Source organism: Streptomyces sp. NPDC006655 (assembly GCF_040703965.1).
Classification (GTDB): domain Bacteria; phylum Actinomycetota; class Actinomycetes; order Streptomycetales; family Streptomycetaceae; genus Streptomyces.
On sequence record NZ_JBEYJU010000028.1, the window covers coordinates 74,733 to 92,427 of the forward strand.

The window sequence follows — 17,695 nt, forward strand, 5'->3', positions numbered from 1 at the left end:
GACCCCGCTGTGACCACGGCCGCCCCACCACCCGCACCCACCTCTGACCCGATGACCGTGTTACGACGCCTCAAGGACGCCATGAGCCAGCAGCATTCCGCCGCCGACCCGGCCCCGACCACCACCCTCGCCCGACGCCGTGACTGGTGGCGGGACGCGGTGATCTACCAGGTCTACCCGCGCAGCTTCGCCGACAGCAACGGCGACGGGATGGGGGACCTGGCGGGCGTGCGGTCCAGACTCCCGTACCTGCGTGACCTCGGCGTCGACGCGGTGTGGCTCAGCCCCTTCTACGCCTCCCCGCAGGCCGACGCCGGTTACGACGTCGCCGACTACCGGGCCGTGGACCCGATGTTCGGCAACCTGCTGGACGCGGACGCGCTGATCCGCGACGCCCACGAGCTGGGCCTGAGGATCATCGTCGACCTCGTGCCCAACCACTCCTCGGACCAGCACGAGTGGTTCAAGCGGGCGTTGGCGGAGGGCCCCGGCTCGCCGTCGCGGGACCGCTACCACTTCCGTCCCGGCAAGGGCGAGAACGGCGAACTCCCGCCCAACGACTGGGAGTCCATCTTCGGCGGCCCCGCCTGGACCCGGGTGGCGGACGGCGAGTGGTACCTCCACCTCTTCGCCCCCGAGCAGCCCGACTTCAACTGGGAACACCCCGCCGTCGGCGACGAGTTCCGCTCCATCCTGCGCTTCTGGCTGGACATGGGCGTGGACGGCTTCCGCATCGACGTCGCGCACGGTCTGGTGAAGGCCGAGGGGCTCCCGGACCTCGGCGGGGCCGACCAGCTGAAGCTGCTGGGCAACGATGTCATGCCGTTCTTCGACCAGGACGGCGTGCACGAGGTCTACCGCCAGTGGCGGCTGGTCCTCGACGAGTACGCGGGTGAGCAGATCTTCGTCGCCGAGGCCTGGACCCCGACCGTCGAGCGCACCGCCAACTACGTCCGCCCGGACGAACTGCACCAGGCCTTCAACTTCCAGTACCTGAGCACCGAGTGGGACGCCGCCTCGCTCCGCGAGGTCATCGACCGCACGCTGGAGGCGATGCGCCCGGTCGGCGCCCCCGCCACCTGGGTCCTCTCCAACCACGACGTCACCCGGCACGCCACCCGGTTCGCCAACCCGCCGGGACTGGGCACCCAGATCCGGCTGGCCGGTGACCGGGAGCTGGGTCTGCGCCGGGCGCGGGCGGCCACCCTGCTGATGCTGGCGCTGCCCGGTTCCGCCTACGTCTACCAGGGCGAGGAACTCGGCCTCCCCGACGTCGTGGACCTGCCCGACGAGGTCCGCCAGGACCCCGCGTACTTCCGGGGCGCGGGCCAGGACGGGTTCCGCGACGGCTGCCGGGTGCCGATCCCGTGGACGCGGGACGGGTCGTCGTACGGCTTCGGATCCGGGGGCAGCTGGCTGCCGCAGCCCACCGGCTGGGGCGAGCTGAGCGTGGAGGCGCAGACGGGGGTGGCCGGTTCAACGCTGGAGCTGTACCGCAGCGCGCTGGCGGTCCGCCGTGCCCAGCCCGACCTGGGCGCGGGCGACGCGGTGGAGTGGCTGCGCGCGCCCGAGGGCGTGCTCGCCTTCCGGCGCGGGGAGTTCGTGTGCGTGGCGAACACCGGCGGGGAGTCCGTCACCGTCCCGGCGTACGGCAGGGTGCTGCTCGCCAGCGGCGAGCTGACCGAGGCCGACGGCGAGGCCAAGGTGCCGGCCGACACGACGGTGTGGTGGACGACCGGCTGACGGGTCGTCACACAGTAATTTATTGCGGCAACTTCACAGGGCCCGCTACCCAACTGGGTGGCGGGCCCTTAACATCTGCGCAACCGCAAGGTTTCAGCAAGGTTTCTGCAAGAACCTTCAATGGTGAAGGAACCCCACATGGCACGTAAGACCCTCTCCACCGCACTGGCGCTGGCCGCCTGTAGCGTTGTCATGACCCCGTCCATCGCGTCGGCCTCCCCGCCCGGCACCAAGGACGTCACCGCCGTTCTCTTCGAGTGGAACTACGGCTCCGTCGCCAAGGAGTGCACCAGCACCCTCGGCCCCGCCGGTTACGGATACGTCCAGGTCTCCCCGCCCGCCGAGCACATACAGGGCTCGCAGTGGTGGACGTCGTACCAGCCGGTGTCGTACAAGATCGCCGGCAGGCTCGGTGACCGTGCGTCCTTCCAGAACATGGTGAACACCTGCCACGCGGCCGGCGTGAAGGTGGTCGTCGACACGGTCATCAACCACATGTCGGCGGGCAGCGGCACCGGCACCGGCGGCTCGTCGTACACGAAGTACGACTACCCCGGCCTGTACTCCTCGTACGACTTCGACGACTGCACCTCCCCCGTCTCGAACTACGCCGACCGCTGGAACGTCCAGCACTGCGAACTCGTCGGCCTGGCCGACCTGGACACCGGCGAGGAGTACGTCCGCAAGACCATCGCCGGCTACCTGAACGACCTGCTCGGCCTCGGCGTGGACGGCTTCCGCATCGACGCGGCCAAGCACATCCCGGCCGAGGACCTAGCCAACATCAAGACCCGGCTGACCAACCCCTCCGTGTACTGGAAGCAGGAGGTCATCTACGGCGCGGGCGAGGCGGTCCAGCCCACCGAGTACACCGGCAACGGGGACGTCCAGGAGTTCCGCTACGCCTACGACCTCAAGCGCGTCTTCAACGACGAGAACCTCGCCTACCTGAAGAACTACGGCGAGGGCTGGGGGTACCTGAGCAGCTCGGTGGCCGGCGTCTTCGTCGACAACCACGACACCGAGCGCAACGGCAGCACTTTGAACTACAAGGACGGTGCGAACTACACGCTCGCCAACGTCTTCATGCTCGCCCACCCCTATGGCGCCCCGGACATCAACTCCGGCTACGAGTGGTCGGACGTCGACGCGGGTCCGCCGAACAACGGTGTCGTGAAGGCCTGCTGGCAGGACGGCTGGAAGTGCCAGCACGCCTGGCCGGAGATCATCCGCATGGTCGCCTTCCACAACGCCGTGCGCGGCCAGGCGATGACGAACTGGTGGGACGACGGCGCCGACGCGATCGCCTTCGGGCGCGGCGCGAAGGGGTACGTCGCCATCAACCACGAGCCGAACTCCCTGACCCGGACCTACCAGACGTCACTGCCGGCGGGCACGTACTGCAACGTGCAGAACAACACCGCCGTCACGGTGAACTCGAGCGGTCAGTTCACGGCCACCCTGGGCGCGAACACCGCGCTGGCGATCTACGCCGGGAAGTCGGCCTGCTGAGGATCCATCCGCTGCGTCCCGATCACCGACAGCAGTCGCAGCGCCTCCTCGGAGCGTGACCCCGGGGTGGCGGTGTAGATCACGACCTGCTGGTCGCGGTCGGCGATGTCCAGGGCGTCACAGTTGACGGTGACCGGACCCACCACCGGATGCTGGAAGGTCTTGCACAGGGTGGGCGCCGCCGACACGTCGTGGGACTCCCACAGCCGTCTGAACTCCTCGCTCCCGGCGAGGAGTTCGGACACCAGTCCGGTCACCTCGGGTGAGTCGGGGTAGCGGGTGGCGGCGGCCCGCAGCCGCTGTGCCGAGAGCCTTGCGAAGGTGTCCACGTCCGACACCCCGTACAGCCTGTCGCCCGCGTACGGGCCGCTGCCCGCGTACGGCCCGCTGCCCCTCGGGCGCGGGCCGAGGAAGGCGCGGCGCACGAGGTTGCGTTCCCGTGGGGGCAGCGCGGAGAAGTCCTCCATGAGGGCGGCCGCCAGGTCGTTCCAGGCCAGCACCTCGAAGGTCGCGGACGTCACGAAGGCGGCGGCCTGGGGGAGCCGCCGCAGCAGGTCGAGCAGGCTCTGCCGCACCTCGCGCTCGGGACCGGGCGGCGGCCCCGGCGGAGCCCCGGCGAGATGGTGGAGGTGGGAGCGCTCGGCGTCCGACAACCGCAGGGCCCGCGTCAGCCCGCCCAGCACCTCCCGCGACGGACGTGGCCCCCGTGCCTGTTCGAGCCGCGTGTAGTACTCGGTGGAGATGAACGCCAGCTGCGCCACCTCCTCGCGCCGCAGCCCCGGCGTCCGACGCCGGGGGCCACGGGGCAGCCCCACCTCGGCGGGGGAGATCCGCTCCCGCCGGCTGCGCAGGAACGCCGCCAGTTCTTCCCTGTCCACGCCCTCAGTGTGCGTCACCCGCCCCGCGTCATCCAGGTACTGCCTGTGCCTGGATGCGCCCGGGGGCCGGCCGCAGGCTCGGGGCCATGGACAACACACTCACCACCGGCCTGCTGGCCGGCAAGGTCGCCTTCATCAGCGGCGCGGGACGCGGCATCGGCGCGGCGGCGGCCCGGCTCTTCGCCAGGGAGGGCGCCCGGGTCCTGCTCGCGGCCCGCACCGAGAACGAGTTGAAGACGGTCACGGACGAGATCAGGGCGGCGGGCGGCACCGCCGAGTACACGGTGTGCGACCTGGCGGACGCGGTGAGCGTGCGCGCCGCCGTCGACCGTACGGTGGAGGTCTACGGCCGCCTCGACATCGCCTTCAACAACGGCGCCGTCGGGCAGCCGCCCGGCCCCCTGGACGGACTGCCGGAGGCCGACTTCGACCAGGTCACCGCGGTGAACCTGAAGGGCGTCTGGCTGGCCATGACCGCCCAGGTCGCCGCCGTCAGGGCCACCGCCGGCACCGGTGCCATCGTCAACAACTCCTCCGTGGGCAGCCTGCGCGCCAACCCGGTCCTGCCCGTCTACGGCGCCCTCAAGCGGGCCGTCAACAGCCTCACCGAGTCGGCCGCCGCCACCTACGGCCCCGAGGGCATCCGCGTCAACGCCGTCGCCCCCGGTGGCACCCTCACCGAGATGCTCCGCGACTGGGAGGCGGCCACCCCCGGCGTCCTCGCCCGTATCGAGGCCACCAACCCCCTGGGCCGCATGGCCGACCCCGCCGAGATCGCCGAGGCGGCCGCGTGGCTGCTGAGCGACCGCGCCTCCTTCGTGAACGGCGCGATCCTCCAGGTGGACGGGGGAGCGGGCGCATGAACAAATCCTTCTTAACGAACTTTTGACGATTCTCGCCGCCGCTCAGCGGCTGCGATTCCCGTTGCCACCTGGAACAGGGGGCTGGGTTTCACGCATCCGCCTCCGGACCTGGCCGGGACTCGACGCCGAAGGGCGTCTGCGCGTGCTGTTGATGACCGAGCCACCCGTCCGGCGGGCTCGGGAGTGAATCTCGACTGCGGCGTTGTGGTCGGCGTCGTCCTCGAATCCACAGTGGACGCAGACGAAGACTCGGCCACATCCCGGCCGCGATTTCGGATCGACCCGTCCGCAGTCGGGATTCCCGCAGGTGTTGGAGGTGTGAAAGGCAGGAACCACCCTCAGCTCCGACCCGTACATCCGGCATTTGTAGTCAAGCTGCCGACGGCGCTCACCTGGGCAGTTGTCGAGGACCGAGCGGTTCAGCCCCGCCTTGGCCCTCACCTTGCTGCCCGGCTGTTCGGCAGTTCCCTTGGCACTCTTGGTCATGTTCCGCACGCTCAAGTCCTCGATGCCGACGTATCCGTGGTTCTTGGCGAGGTCGGTGGTGAGCTTGTGCGTGAAGTCTCGTCGACGGTTGGCCTGTCGAGCCTCGATCTTCGCGATCTGCTCGATGGTGCGACGGAGCCGGTTGCTGTAGCGACCTCCTTGGTGCTTCTTGGCGTACGCGATCTGCCGGGCCTTCTTCTGTTCGAGGTGTTTGAGTCGAGCCTGCTCCGATGTAGAGAGCGTCCGAGGCATCAACCTCGGTCGTTCCTCCGTGGATACATACGCCGAGGCCGCGACCCCGAAATCCACTCCGCAGCCGGGCCTGTCGAGCGGCGGCGCCGGCTCGGCTCCCGTGGCAACACCGAACGAGACGTGCCAGCCGGTACCGTTCCTACTGATCGTGATGTTGCGAAGCGTCCCTCCCAGGGCGCGGCGACAGACGAAACCGCACCCAGCCGATCTTGAGAACCTGAACTTCCGCCCAGTGTCGGTTGAGTTTGCGTACCTTGACCGTTTGGCCTGGCAAGGACAAGTTCATGCGGCTGCCGCGCTTCTTGAAGCGCGGATGCCCCGCCGGATGTGCCGGGTTGAAGAAGTTGTCGTAGGCGAGGTCCAACTGGCGCAGTACTTGCTGGCCCGCGGTCGCCGGAAGCTTCCGCAGCCAGTCGACCTCGGCCCGCGCGGCCGTGAGTGAACGGCATTGCTCCGTGGAACGCAGTGTTACACCCCGCTGCCTGTAGACGTATTGACGTTGCTCCAGCGCCACGTTCCACAAGGCCCGTGCCGAGTGCCCCCATGCGGTGAGGACTTCCTCCTGCCCCGGGGTCGGGTACAGACGGTATTTGCGTCCCCTGTCGGCTTTCATGCGACTGGTTCAACGATGCTGATGTGGATCGGTCACGGCTTCGAGAAACGGACGGGCGGACGGGCTCTCATCGACGTACGCCGACGAGAGCCCGTCCGCAACTGTTGAGCTTTCGCGGCTACTTCCAGGTGTCGCTGGTGGTGTAGCCCGACGAGGTGCCGGTCGTGTAGGAGCGGTTGGTGCCCGACTCCCATGTCACCGTCCCGGAGCTGTCCTTTTTGAGAAACTTGTAAGTGAACGTCGTGCTCTTCGGGACGATCACCAGCTTGCGCCACGTCGGGTAGGTCTCCGACGAGAGCGGGATCGCGCCGCCGGTGTTCCAGGAGCCGAGGGAGGCGAGGGAGCCGACGACATAGACGTTGGTGCCGTAGTCGGTCGTGGCGTACTCGTTGAAGGTGACGTCTGTGGCGTCGGTGTTCGCCACGTTCCAGGAGTTGTCGAGGGAGACCGCCGAAGTGGTGGTGGCCGCCGCTCTGTTGGCGTTCGACTCCCAGATCACATTGCCGGAACTGTCTTTCTTTATGTATTTGTACGTGAAGGACGTGTTGATCGGCACGTTCACCGCGCCGGACCAGATCGGGTATCCGGCGGACGAGAGCCGGACCGCCTTCGAGGTGTCCCAGGCGCCCAGGGCGTCGATGGAGCCGACCACGTAGACGTCGGTGCCGCTCGTGGTGGACGCGTACTCGTTGAAGGTCGCGGTCACCGTGGAGGTGGAGCCGCCGCCGCTGCCGCCGCCGGCGCAGCCGACCGTGCAGGTGTAGGAGGAGTTGTAGAAGGCGATCGCGCTCTTCGCCGGGATGGTGAGGGTCGCGCTGCCGCCGGACACGGTGACCTTGGTGGCGCCGCCGTCGACGACGTTCGCGTACGTGCCGTCGGCCATGCCGGTGGTGAAGGTGTAGGTGGCGGACGAGGAGCCGTTGTTGAGGGCGAAGAAGCCCGCGCCGCTGCGCCCGAAGCCGATGACGTTCGAGGACATGGTCTGCCAGTTGGAGACGGCCGCCGTGTCGACCGCGTTGTGCCAGGCGACCATGCCGACGACCCCGGTGTCACGGTCGAGGCAGTACCAGGAACCGCCGGCGCAGTCCGTGTCCGTCACGAAGCCCGACGAGTTCGGCGGGGCCTGGTCGCTCTGGGTCCACTTCCAGCTGGCGTAGACGGTCGGCGTCGACCACTTGTAGGCGAGTTCGAAGAGGTTCGCCAGCTTGTAGGTGTCGCCGTCCTTGTACGACATGTGCAGGCCGTTGCGCTCGGTGTCGTGGTTGGTCACGAAGGACACCGAGTCGGCGGCGGGCAGGATGCCGGACGAGGACAGTGACGCCAGGTCGCTGACGTTGCCCTGGAAGGCCGACTTCAGCTTGCTCGCGTAGGTGAAGTCCAGGACGTCGCCGGAGCCGTAGTAGTCGCCGGGCTGCGGGGTCGAGCCCGGGTAGACCTCGTCGAAGACGTACGGCGTCGCGCCCGACGTGGTGGTGTTCAGCTTGGCGACGACGGCCGCCAGGTCGGTCGCCGGGATGTGCTTCGCCGAGTCCACCCGGAAACCGTCGACACCGAGGGCGATCTGCTTGTTGAGGAAGGCCGCGATCCCCGAACGGACGTTGTCCGCGCCGGTCTTGAGGTCGGGCAGGCCCAGCAGTTCGCAGTTCTGGACCTGGGTGAGGTTGGAGTAGTCCTGGATGGTCAGGTCGGAGGTGGGGCAGTCGGCGGAGGTGTGGTAGTCGCTCGGGTCCCAGTCCGGGGTGTCGTACTTGTCGGTGATCGTGGTGCCGTCGTAGCCGGTGCCGGTCTGGGCGGCGGTGTGGTTGATGACCGCGTCGGTGTAGACCTTCACGCCCGCCGCGTGACAGGTGCTGATCATGGAGGCGAACTGCGTCGCCGTGCCGAAGCGGCTGTTCAGGGAGTACGAGTACGGCTGGTAGACGTCCCACCAGTAGAAGTCGGACTGCTTGAGGGACTCGGAGGGCGGGGCGACCTGGACCGCGCCGTACCCGGCCGGGCCGAGGACGTCGGTGCACTCCTTCGCGACCGAGTTCCAGTTCCATTCCCAGAGGTTGGCGATCACATCGCCCTTGGCCGTGGTGTCGGCCTGCGCGGCCGGGGCCGGCAGGGCGATCAGGCCCGCGAGTGCCAGGGCACCCGCGGCGAGCGCGCCGGCGCTGCGCCGGAAGACACCCGGGGGGCGGTGTCTGGTGGTCATGTGCGGCTCCGAAAGGTTCCAGGACAGCTGGGACAGGTTTCAACAACCCGTGAGAGTGAGGCAGTTGAGACACCGCGTCAATACGCCTCGTGAAAGTTCTTGCTGTGAGTTTCAAGCCTCTTGCTGTAAACCTTTCGTTAGCGATACGGTCGCGCGGGGTCGGACCCAAGAGAGTTGCTATCGCTAGGAGTTCATGCCGGTGATACATGTCAGACGGGTCGCGGCCGTCGCCGTCGCCGCCCTCGCCGCCGCGCTGGTGCAGCCGGTCGCCGCACACGCCGCCGCCCCGCCCGCGCCGCCCTCCGACGCGAGGCTCGCCGCCGAGCCCGCCCGGCACGACGACACCCGCGAGCAGTTCTACTTCGTCATGCCGGACCGTTTCGCCAACGGGGACAGGAGCAACGACAGAGGCGGACTGACCGGCTCCCGGCTCTCCACCGGCTACGACCCCACCGACAAGGGCTTCTACCAGGGCGGCGACCTCAAGGGCCTGACCGAGCGCCTCGACTACATCAAGGGGCTCGGCACCACGGCCATCTGGATGGCGCCGATCTTCAAGAACAAACCCGTGCAGGGCACCGGCAGCAACGCCTCCGCCGGCTACCACGGTTACTGGATCACCGACTTCACCCAGGTCGACCCCCACTTCGGGACCAACAAGGACCTGGCGACCCTGATCTCCAAGGCGCACGCCAAGGGGATGAAGGTCTTCTTCGACGTCATCACCAACCACACCGCCGACGTCGTCGACTACCGGGAGAAGTCCTACGACTACCTCTCCAAGGGCGCCTTCCCCTACCTGACCGAGGACGGGCGGCCCTTCGACGACGCCGACTACGCCGACGGGAAGAAGGAGTTCCCGGCCGTCTCCACCGCCTCCTTCCCGCGCACCCCGGTCGTCACCGGCCGGGAGAAGGTGCCGTCGTGGCTCAACGACCCCACGATGTACCACAACCGGGGCGACTCCACGTTCGCCGGCGAGTCCGCGACCTACGGCGACTTCTCCGGCCTGGACGACCTGTGGACCGAACGGCCCGAGGTCGTGCGCGGCATGGAGAAGATCTACGAGCGGTGGGTGAAGGACTTCGCCATCGACGGCTTCCGGATCGACACCGTGAAGAACGTCGACATGGAGTTCTGGACCCAGTGGGCGACCGCGCTCGACACGTACGCGGCGGCCCACGGCCGTAAGAACTTCTTCATGTTCGGCGAGACCTACTCCGCGGACACGTCCGTCACGTCTCCGTACGTCACCCAGGGGCGCCTGGACGCCACCCTCGACTTCCCCTTCCAGGACGCGGCCCGCTCCTACGCCTCCCAGGGTGGCAGCGCCCAGAAGCTGGCGGGCGTCTTCGGCGACGACTACAAGTACACGACCGACAAGGCCAACGCCTACGAGCAGGTCACCTTCCTCGGCAACCACGACATGGGCCGCATCGGGCACTTCCTCGAGCAGGACAACCCCAAGGCCTCGGACGCCGACCTGCTCGCCAAGGACAGGCTCGCCAACGAGGTGATGTTCCTCAGCCGCGGCAACCCGGTCGTCTACTACGGCGACGAACAGGGCTTCACCGGCTCGGGCGGCGACAAGGACGCCCGGCAGACGATGTTCGCCTCCAAGGTCGCCGACTACCTGGACGACGACGAGATCGGCACCGACCGCACCGCCGCCAGTGACTCCTACGACACCAGGGCACCGCTCTACCAGCAGATCAGCGCTCTCGGGAAGCTCCGCAAGGAGAACCCGGCCCTCGCCGACGGCGTGCAGACCGAGCGCTACGCGGCCGACGGCGCCGGTGTCTACGCGTTCACCCGGACGGACGCGAAGACCGGCCAGGAGTACGTCGTCGCCTTCAACAACGCCGGCACGGCGAAGACCGCGACTTTCACCACCGACTCCGCCGGCATGCGCTACCGCGCGCTCTACGGCACGCACGGCACCCTCACCTCCGGCCAGGACAAGGGCGTCACCGTCACCGTCCCCGCCGAGTCCGCCGTCGTGTACAAGGCCACCGGCGCCCTCGCCGAGCCCGCCACCGCCCCCACCCTGACCCTCACCGCCCCGGCCGCCGGCGCCACCGGCACCGTCGAGCTCACCGCGGACGTCACCGGCGGGCAGCTCGACCGGGTCGTCTTCGCCGCCCAGGTCGGCACCGGGAAGTGGACGGTCCTCGGCTCCGCCGACCACGCCCCCTACAAGGTCACCCAGACCCTCGCCGCGGACGTCCCGGCCGGGACCCCGCTGCGCTACAAGGCGGTCGTCGTGGACTCGGCCGGGCACACGAGCGGCGCGCTCGCCGAGAGCACCTCCGGCACCCCGCCCGTCGCCGGGCCCCCCACCGCCTCCTCCCGCGACTACGCGATCGTCCACTACAGGCGCACCGACGGCGACTACGCCGACTGGGGCCTGTACGCCTGGGGCGACCTCGCCGACGGCGAGGCCACCACCTGGCCCGCGGGGCACCCCTTCACCGGCCGGGACGCCTACGGCGCCTTCGCCTACGTCAAGCTGAAGCCCGGCGCCTCGAACGTCGGCTTCCTCGTCGTCGACAAGGACGGCGACAAGGACGTCTCCGCCGACCGGTCCATCGACGTCACCAAGACCGGCGAGGTCTGGATCGAGCAGGGGAGGACGGACGTGCTCACCGAGAAGCCGACCGCCGACTACCCCCCTCAGGACAGCACCAAGGCCGTCATCCACTACCACCGCGCCGACGGGAACTACGACGGCTGGGGCCTGCACGTCTGGACCGGCGCGGCGAACCCCACCGACTGGTCGAACCCGCTGAAGCCGGTGAAGACTGACGCCTATGGCGCGGTCTTCGAGGTACCGCTCACCAACGGTGCCACCGGTCTCAGCTACATCATCCACCACGGCGACGAGAAGGACCTGCCCGCCGACCAGTCCCTCGACCTCAGGTCCGACGGCTACGAGGTGTGGCTGTTGAACGGCCAGGAGAAGCACCTGCTCCCGCAGCCCGCCGGCAGCGCGGCCGCGCTCGACCTGACCACGTCCAAGGCGGTATGGATCGACCGGGACACGGTCGCCTGGAACGGCGTCGACGGTGCCGCCTCGACCCAGCTCCTGTACTCCCACGACGGTTCGATCGCCGTCAAGGACGGGACGCTCACCAGCGACGACGAGCGCTGGCTGCGGCTGACGAGGACCACCCTCACCGACGCCCAGAAGGCGAAGTTCCCGTACCTGAAGGACTACACGGCCTGGTCGGTCGACCCGCGCGACCGCACCCGGGTGCGCGCGTCGCTCAGCGGGCAGCTCGTCGCCTCCCAGCGGGCCGCGAACGGTGCGGTGCTGGCCGCGACCGGTGTGCAGATCGCCGGTGTCCTGGACGACGTGTACGCGTCGGCGAGCAGGGCGGCCCTCGGCCCGGTCTTCCACCACGGGAAGCCGACCCTCTCGGTGTGGGCGCCGACCGCGCAGAGCGTCGCCCTCGAACTCGACGGCTCGCTGAAGACGATGCACCGCGACCCGGCCACCGGCGTCTGGTCCGTCACCGGACCCGCGTCCTGGAAGAACAAGCCCTACCGGTACGTCGTGCGGGTCTGGGCGCCCGGCGTCCGGAAGATCGTGACCAACAAGGTCACCGACCCCTACTCGGTCGCCCTCACCGCGGACTCCGGGCGCAGCCTCGTCGTCGACCTGGACGACCGGTCCCTCGCGCCGGGCGGCTGGTCGACGTACCCCAAGCCGAAGGCCGTACCCCTGAGGGACGCGCAGATCCAGGAACTGCACGTGCGGGACTTCTCGGTGGCGGACGCCACGGTCCCGGCCGCGCACCGGGGCACCTACCTGGCCTTCACCGACCAGGGCAGCGACGGCGCCAAGCACCTCAGGGCCCTCGCCAGGTCCGGCACGTCGTACGTCCACCTGCTCCCGGTCTTCGACTTCGCCACCGTCCCCGAGAAGAAGGCCGACCAGGCCACCCCGGGCTGCGACCTCGCCTCCTACCCGGCCGACTCCGACCAGCAGCAGGCGTGCGTGGCGAAGACCGCCGCCACCGACGCCTACAACTGGGGTTACGACCCGTACCACTTCACCGTCCCCGAGGGGTCGTACGCCACCGACCCGGACGGCACCGCGCGCACCGTGCAGTTCCGCCGGATGGTGAAGTCCCTCAACCAGGACGGGCTGCGGGTCGTCATGGACGTCGTCTACAACCACACGGCGGCCGCCGGCCAGGCGGACACCTCCGTCCTCGACCGGATCGTGCCCGGCTACTACCAGCGGCTGCTCGCCGACGGCAGCGTCGCCACCAGCACCTGCTGCTCCAACACCGCGCCCGAGAACGCCATGATGGGCAAACTGGTGGTGGACTCGATCGTCACCTGGGCCAAGGAGTACAAGGTCGACGGCTTCCGGTTCGACCTGATGGGCCACCACCCGAAGGCCAACATCCTGGCGGTCCGCAAGGCGCTCGACGCGCTGACCCCGAAGAAGGACGGCGTCGACGGCAAGAAGATCATCCTCTACGGGGAGGGCTGGAACTTCGGCGAGGTCGCCGACGACGCCCGGTTCGTGCAGGCCACCCAGAAGAACATGGCCGGCACCGGCATCGCCACCTTCTCCGACCGCGCCCGCGACGCCGTCCGCGGCGGCAGCCCCTTCGACGGCGACCCCGGCGTCCAGGGCTTCGCCTCCGGGCTGTACACCGACCCCAACTCCTCGACCGCGAACGGCACCGAGGCCGAGCAGAAGGCGCGGCTGCTGCACTACCAGGACCTGATCAAGGTCGGTCTGACCGGCAACCTCGCGAAGTACCGGTTCACCGACGACGACGGCAAGCAGGTCACCGGCGCCGAGGTCGACTACAACGGCTCGCCCGCCGGTTACGCGGACGCGCCGGGCGACGCCCTCGCCTATGTCGACGCGCACGACAACGAGTCGCTGTTCGACGCGCTCACGTACAAGCTGCCGAAGGACACCTCCGCGTCCGACCGGGCCCGGATGCAGGTGCTGGCGATGGCCACGGCCACCCTCTCCCAGGGCCCCTCGCTCTCCCAGGCGGGCACGGACCTGCTGCGCTCCAAGTCCCTGGACCGCAACTCCTTCGACAGCGGCGACTGGTTCAACGCCATCCACTGGAACTGCGCCGACGGCAACGGCTTCGGGCGCGGACTGCCGCCGGCCGCCGACAACGAGTCCAAGTGGCCGTACGCGAAGCCTCTGCTGACTTCCGTGCGGGTCGGCTGCGGTCAGATCCGGGGTACCTCGGCCGCGTACCGCGATCTGCTGAGGATCCGTACGACCGAGAGCGTGTTCTCCCTGGACACCGTCGACCAGGTGCAGTCGAAGCTCTCCTTCCCGCTGTCGGGCAAGGACGAGACCCCCGGGGTGATCACCATGGAACTCGGTGACCTGGTCGTCGTGTTCAACGCGACGCCGGGGCAGCAGGAGCAGCGGGTGGCGGCGCTGGCCGGTACCGGTTACCGGCTGCACCCGGTGCAGGCGTCCGGCGCGGATTTTGTCGTCAAGAACGCTTCCTACGCGCGGAAGACGGGTACCTTCTCCGTTCCGGGACGGACGGTGGCGGTGTTCTCCCGGACCATGTGAGAGTGGCGTTACGTTGGTGGGGCAGGCCCGGCACCGGGCACTGCCCCACCGGTGCATTCCAGGGACTGGGAACATGGACGTCGACGGCAGGCTGACAGACACGACCGTGCTGGTCGTGGACGACGCGTCCGCGAGCCGGTACGCCATCGGCACCGTGCTGCGCCGGGCCGGTCACGAGGTCGTCGCGGTCGCGAGCGGCCGGGAGGCGCTCGGCGAGCTCGACGTACGGCTGCGCAAGGGCACCCTGCCCGACGTGGTCCTCGTGGACGTGCACCTGTCGGACATGAGCGGTGTCGAACTGTGCCGCCGGCTCAAGGAACGGCCGCACATGGCCGCGCTGCCCGTCGTGCACTTCTCCGCCCTCGGCGTCGCCCCGGCGGACCGCTGCCCGGGACTGGACACGGGCACCGAGGCGTACCTGACGGTGCCCGCCGAACCGGCGGTCATCGACGCCGCGGTCCGGACCGTGGTGCGCGCCGCTCGGCTGCGCGCCGACGACCAGGCGCTGGTACGACGGCTCCGGCAGCTCTCGGAGTCGATCGTCACCATCCAGTCGGCCCGCTCGCTCCAGGAACTGGCCGACGCCGCCGCGGACGGCGCCGCCCGGCTCCTCGGCTGCCCCGCCGCCGTCTTCTTCCTCGACCAGAACGAGAAGCTGTACCGCGGCCTGTACCGGGAGCGCACCTCCCTCGCGCTGCCGGACGAGAGCGCCCACCGGGACGTGGCCGAGCTGCTGAAGCGGCTCACCCGGGGCCAGTCCGGGGTCCGGATCACCACCGTGCCGGCGCCGCAGTGGCCCGCCGGGTTCTTCCGGCCCGGGGTGCAGCACGACGCCCGGCTGACGCTGCTGCTCACCCAGGACGGCAAGGTGCCGGTGTGCCTGGCCACGCCCACCCGCGGGCAGCGCCGGATCAGCCCCGAGAACGAGGCGCTGCTCGCCCAGCTGGCCCAGGCCACCGCGCTGGTCGCGGAGCCGCTGCTCATGTACCAGGTGGAGCGGCATGTCGCGCTCACCCTCCAGCACAGCTTCCTGCCCCGCCCGCACCAGCTGCCCGAACTGCCCGGCGTCGACATAGCGGTGCGGTACGAGCCCGCGTCCCGGGAGACGGAGATCGGCGGCGACTTCTACGCGGCCCTGCGGGTCGGCGACCAGGTGCTCACCGCGGTCGGGGACGTGGTGGGGCACTCCCTGGAAGCGGCCACCGTCATGGTCGAACTCCGGCACGCGCTGCGCGCCTACTGCCTCGCGGAGAGCGACCCGGCCGCACTCGCCGAACGGCTCGACCGACTGCTCCAGCACTACCACGCCGACGTCACGGCCACCGTCTGCCTGGCCCTGATCGACCCGGGGACCGGGCGCACCCGCGTCGCCAACGCCGGGCACATCCCGCCGCTGATACTCGGCGACGACGGCAGCGCCGAATACGTCAAGGCGGCCGGTCCGCTGCTCGGGGTGGGCCTGCCGCACCCGCCGCCGACCGAACTGGTGCTCGCCCCCGCCGACCGGCTCCTCATGGTCACCGACGGGCTGATCGAGACCCGTGGCGTCGACATCGCGGTCTCGATGGAACAGCTCAGGGCCGCAGCCTGCGGCGCGCTGCCCGGCCTGGACGCCCTGTGCGACACCCTCCTCACCAGCTTCGGCCACGACCGCGAGGACGACGTCGCCCTGCTCGCGCTGCGCCTCGCCGGCTGAGGCCTTTCACGGCGGATGCGATGAAGGGCAAGAGGAAATAGTACGCTGGTAACTCGTGCTCAATTTACTCGCGTTCAATTCGGCGTGCGCCTCTATTGCGCCGGATTGCGCCGGACATGGCCGTCATAACACCGTGCGCTCGCTGAATCGAGTGAGTTCCGTCGACCGCGTATTGTGCATTTCTTCTTACTGAAGGCATATTCCCCTCAGCGGTTCTCACCGTCGGGAGGGACACGCATGACGAGCCACGCAACCGAAGTCGACCTCGAAAGTCTGCTCGGCCGGGCATTACAGGCCACTGGGACGGGCGCGCGCTGGACGACCGACACGGACGAGATGTGGTGCCGCCTCACCCACCGGACCGGCATACTCCCCCGGCAGGGCTGGAAACTCCACGTCTCCGCCACGGCCGCCTCCGCCCCGGACGTTCTCGTCAAATCCCTGGCCGTGCTGCTGCACGAAGAGGCGACATTCAAATTCGTCCGGTCGCTGAAGCAGGTGAGCGCCCTCAACTCCCGAGCCACCCCGCGGGGAAACTCGGGAAAGTTCATCACCGTCTACCCGCCCTCCGACGGCGACGCCGCCCGAATAGCGCTCGAACTCCACAGGGCCACCGCCGGACTGGCCGGCCCCCGGATCCTGTCCGACCAGCCCTACGCCCCGAACAGCCTGGTGCACTACCGCTACGGCGCCTTCGTCGGCCGGCGGCGGCTCTCGGACCATGGCCTGCTGGTGTGGTTCATCGAGGACCCCGACGGCAATCCCGTGGAGGACAGGCGCACCGGACAGTACTCCCCACCCCCGTGGGCGGCCAGCCCGTTCCCCGCCTCCGTACCGCTGCCGCCGCAGCAGCGGAGGACGGGCAGGCGGCCGGTGCTGCTCGGCGGCCGGTTCTCGGTACGGGAAGCGATCCGGCACACCAACAAGGGCGGCGTCTACCGGGGCACCGACGTCACCACCGGCGCACCCGTGGTGATCAAGGAGGCCCGGCCGCACGTCGAGGGCGACGCGTCCGGCTCCGACGTCCGTGACTGGCTGCGCGCCGAGGCCAGGACGCTGGAGAAGCTCAAGGGCACCGGACTGGCGCCGGAGCCGCTCGCGATGTTCGAGACGGGCGGGCACCTCTTCCTCGCGCAGGAGGAAGTGCCGGGCGTGCCGCTGCGCACCTGGGTCGCCGAGCGCTTCCGTGACGTCGGCGGCGCACGCTACCGCACGGACGCGCTCGCCCAGGCCGGGCGGCTGGTGGAGCTGGTCGCCGCGGCCCACGCCCACGGCTGCGTGCTCAGGGACTTCACCCCCGGCAACGTCATGGTCCGCCCCGACGGGGAACTGCGCCTCATCGACCTGGAGCTCGCCGTCCTGAAGGACGACGCCCCGCTCCCCACCACCGTGGGGACGCCCGGCTTCAGCGCCCCCGAGCGCCTGGTGGGCGCTCCCGTCTCCCCGACGGCCGACTACTACAGCCTCGGCGCCACCGTCTGCTTCGTGCTCGCCGGGAAGGTACCGAACCTGCTGCCGGAGGAACCGGACACCAGGCCCGCCGAGCAGCGGTTCGCCGAGTGGCTGACGACCTGTGACGAAACGCTTCACCTGCCGGACGGCGTGCCGGAGACGATCCTCGGGCTGATGCGCGACGACCCCGGTGAGCGCTGGGACCCCGCCAGGGCACGCGCGGCCCTCGACAGGCCGGAACCGGGACGGTCGGCGCACCCCGCGGCCGCACCGGACTCCTCGGTCGGACCGGCGTGCTCCGCCGCCGGAGCGGGCTTCGCGGCCGGGCCGGAGTCCTCGGTCGGACCGGCGTGCTCCGCCGCCGGAGCGGGCTTCGCGGCCGGGCCGGAGTCCTCGGTCGGACCGGCGTGCTCCGCCGCCGGAGCGGGCCG

At 69.6% G+C, this 17,695-nt stretch carries 10 protein-coding genes; 6 read left to right on the forward strand and 4 right to left on the reverse strand.

All coding sequences use genetic code 11. From position 1 onward, the window contains the following. Positions 1-81: 81 nt before the first annotated feature. The gene (locus tag AB0958_RS18450) at positions 82-1,743 is read left to right on the forward strand and encodes a glycoside hydrolase family 13 protein (protein ID WP_366891480.1); all 1,662 of its coding nucleotides are present in this window, start codon (positions 82-84) and stop codon (positions 1,741-1,743) included. A 138-nt stretch (positions 1,744-1,881) separates the two neighbouring features. Next, positions 1,882-3,255 carry an alpha-amylase family protein gene (locus AB0958_RS18455; RefSeq protein ID WP_366891481.1) on the forward strand — a complete coding sequence of 458 codons (1,374 nt, stop codon included), beginning with the start codon at positions 1,882-1,884 and terminating at the stop codon, positions 3,253-3,255. Here the strand turns inward: AB0958_RS18455 and AB0958_RS18460 are convergent. Then, positions 3,231-4,133, reverse strand: coding sequence for a helix-turn-helix transcriptional regulator (locus AB0958_RS18460; protein ID WP_366891482.1), 903 nt, complete (start codon positions 4,131-4,133; stop codon positions 3,231-3,233). The two genes, AB0958_RS18455 and AB0958_RS18460, sit on opposite strands and share 25 nt — an antisense overlap. Before the next feature lie 86 nt (positions 4,134-4,219). On the opposite strand from AB0958_RS18460, the gene AB0958_RS18465 reads away from it, so the two are divergent. Next, positions 4,220-4,996, forward strand: coding sequence for a glucose 1-dehydrogenase (locus AB0958_RS18465; RefSeq protein WP_366891484.1), 777 nt, complete (start codon positions 4,220-4,222; stop codon positions 4,994-4,996). 42 nt (positions 4,997-5,038) lie between these two features. On the opposite strand, the gene AB0958_RS18470 is transcribed toward AB0958_RS18465, so the two are convergent. The 3 genes from AB0958_RS18470 to AB0958_RS18480 form a co-directional block, all read right to left on the reverse strand. Beyond that, on the reverse strand, positions 5,039-5,908 hold the full coding sequence (locus tag AB0958_RS18470) for a transposase (RefSeq protein WP_366891496.1): 870 nt from the start codon (positions 5,906-5,908) through the stop codon (positions 5,039-5,041). Beyond that, a complete protein-coding gene (locus AB0958_RS18475; protein WP_366891485.1) occupies positions 5,874-6,347 on the reverse strand; it encodes a transposase in 474 nt (157 codons plus the stop codon). Before AB0958_RS18475 ends, AB0958_RS18470 begins: the two co-directional genes overlap by 35 nt. A gap of 118 nt (positions 6,348-6,465) precedes the next feature. Continuing rightward, positions 6,466-8,544 (reverse strand): carbohydrate-binding module family 20 domain-containing protein, encoded by a 2,079-nt coding sequence (locus AB0958_RS18480; RefSeq protein WP_366891486.1) that lies wholly within the window; start codon positions 8,542-8,544, stop codon positions 6,466-6,468. 199 nt (positions 8,545-8,743) lie between these two features. Here AB0958_RS18480 and pulA point away from each other — a divergent pair, with 199 nt between their 5' ends. The 3 genes from pulA to lanL all read left to right on the forward strand — a co-directional run. Continuing rightward, a complete protein-coding gene (gene pulA / locus AB0958_RS18485; RefSeq protein ID WP_366891487.1) occupies positions 8,744-14,116 on the forward strand; it encodes a pullulanase-type alpha-1,6-glucosidase in 5,373 nt (1,790 codons plus the stop codon). A gap of 73 nt (positions 14,117-14,189) precedes the next feature. Beyond that, complete coding sequence (locus AB0958_RS18490) at positions 14,190-15,812, forward strand: fused response regulator/phosphatase (RefSeq protein WP_366891488.1); 1,623 nt, start codon at positions 14,190-14,192, stop codon at positions 15,810-15,812. Between the two features lie 237 nt (positions 15,813-16,049). Continuing rightward, positions 16,050-17,695, forward strand: a 1,646-nt coding sequence (gene lanL, locus AB0958_RS18495; RefSeq protein WP_366891489.1) for a class IV lanthionine synthetase LanL, incomplete at its 3' end; no start/stop codon positions are given.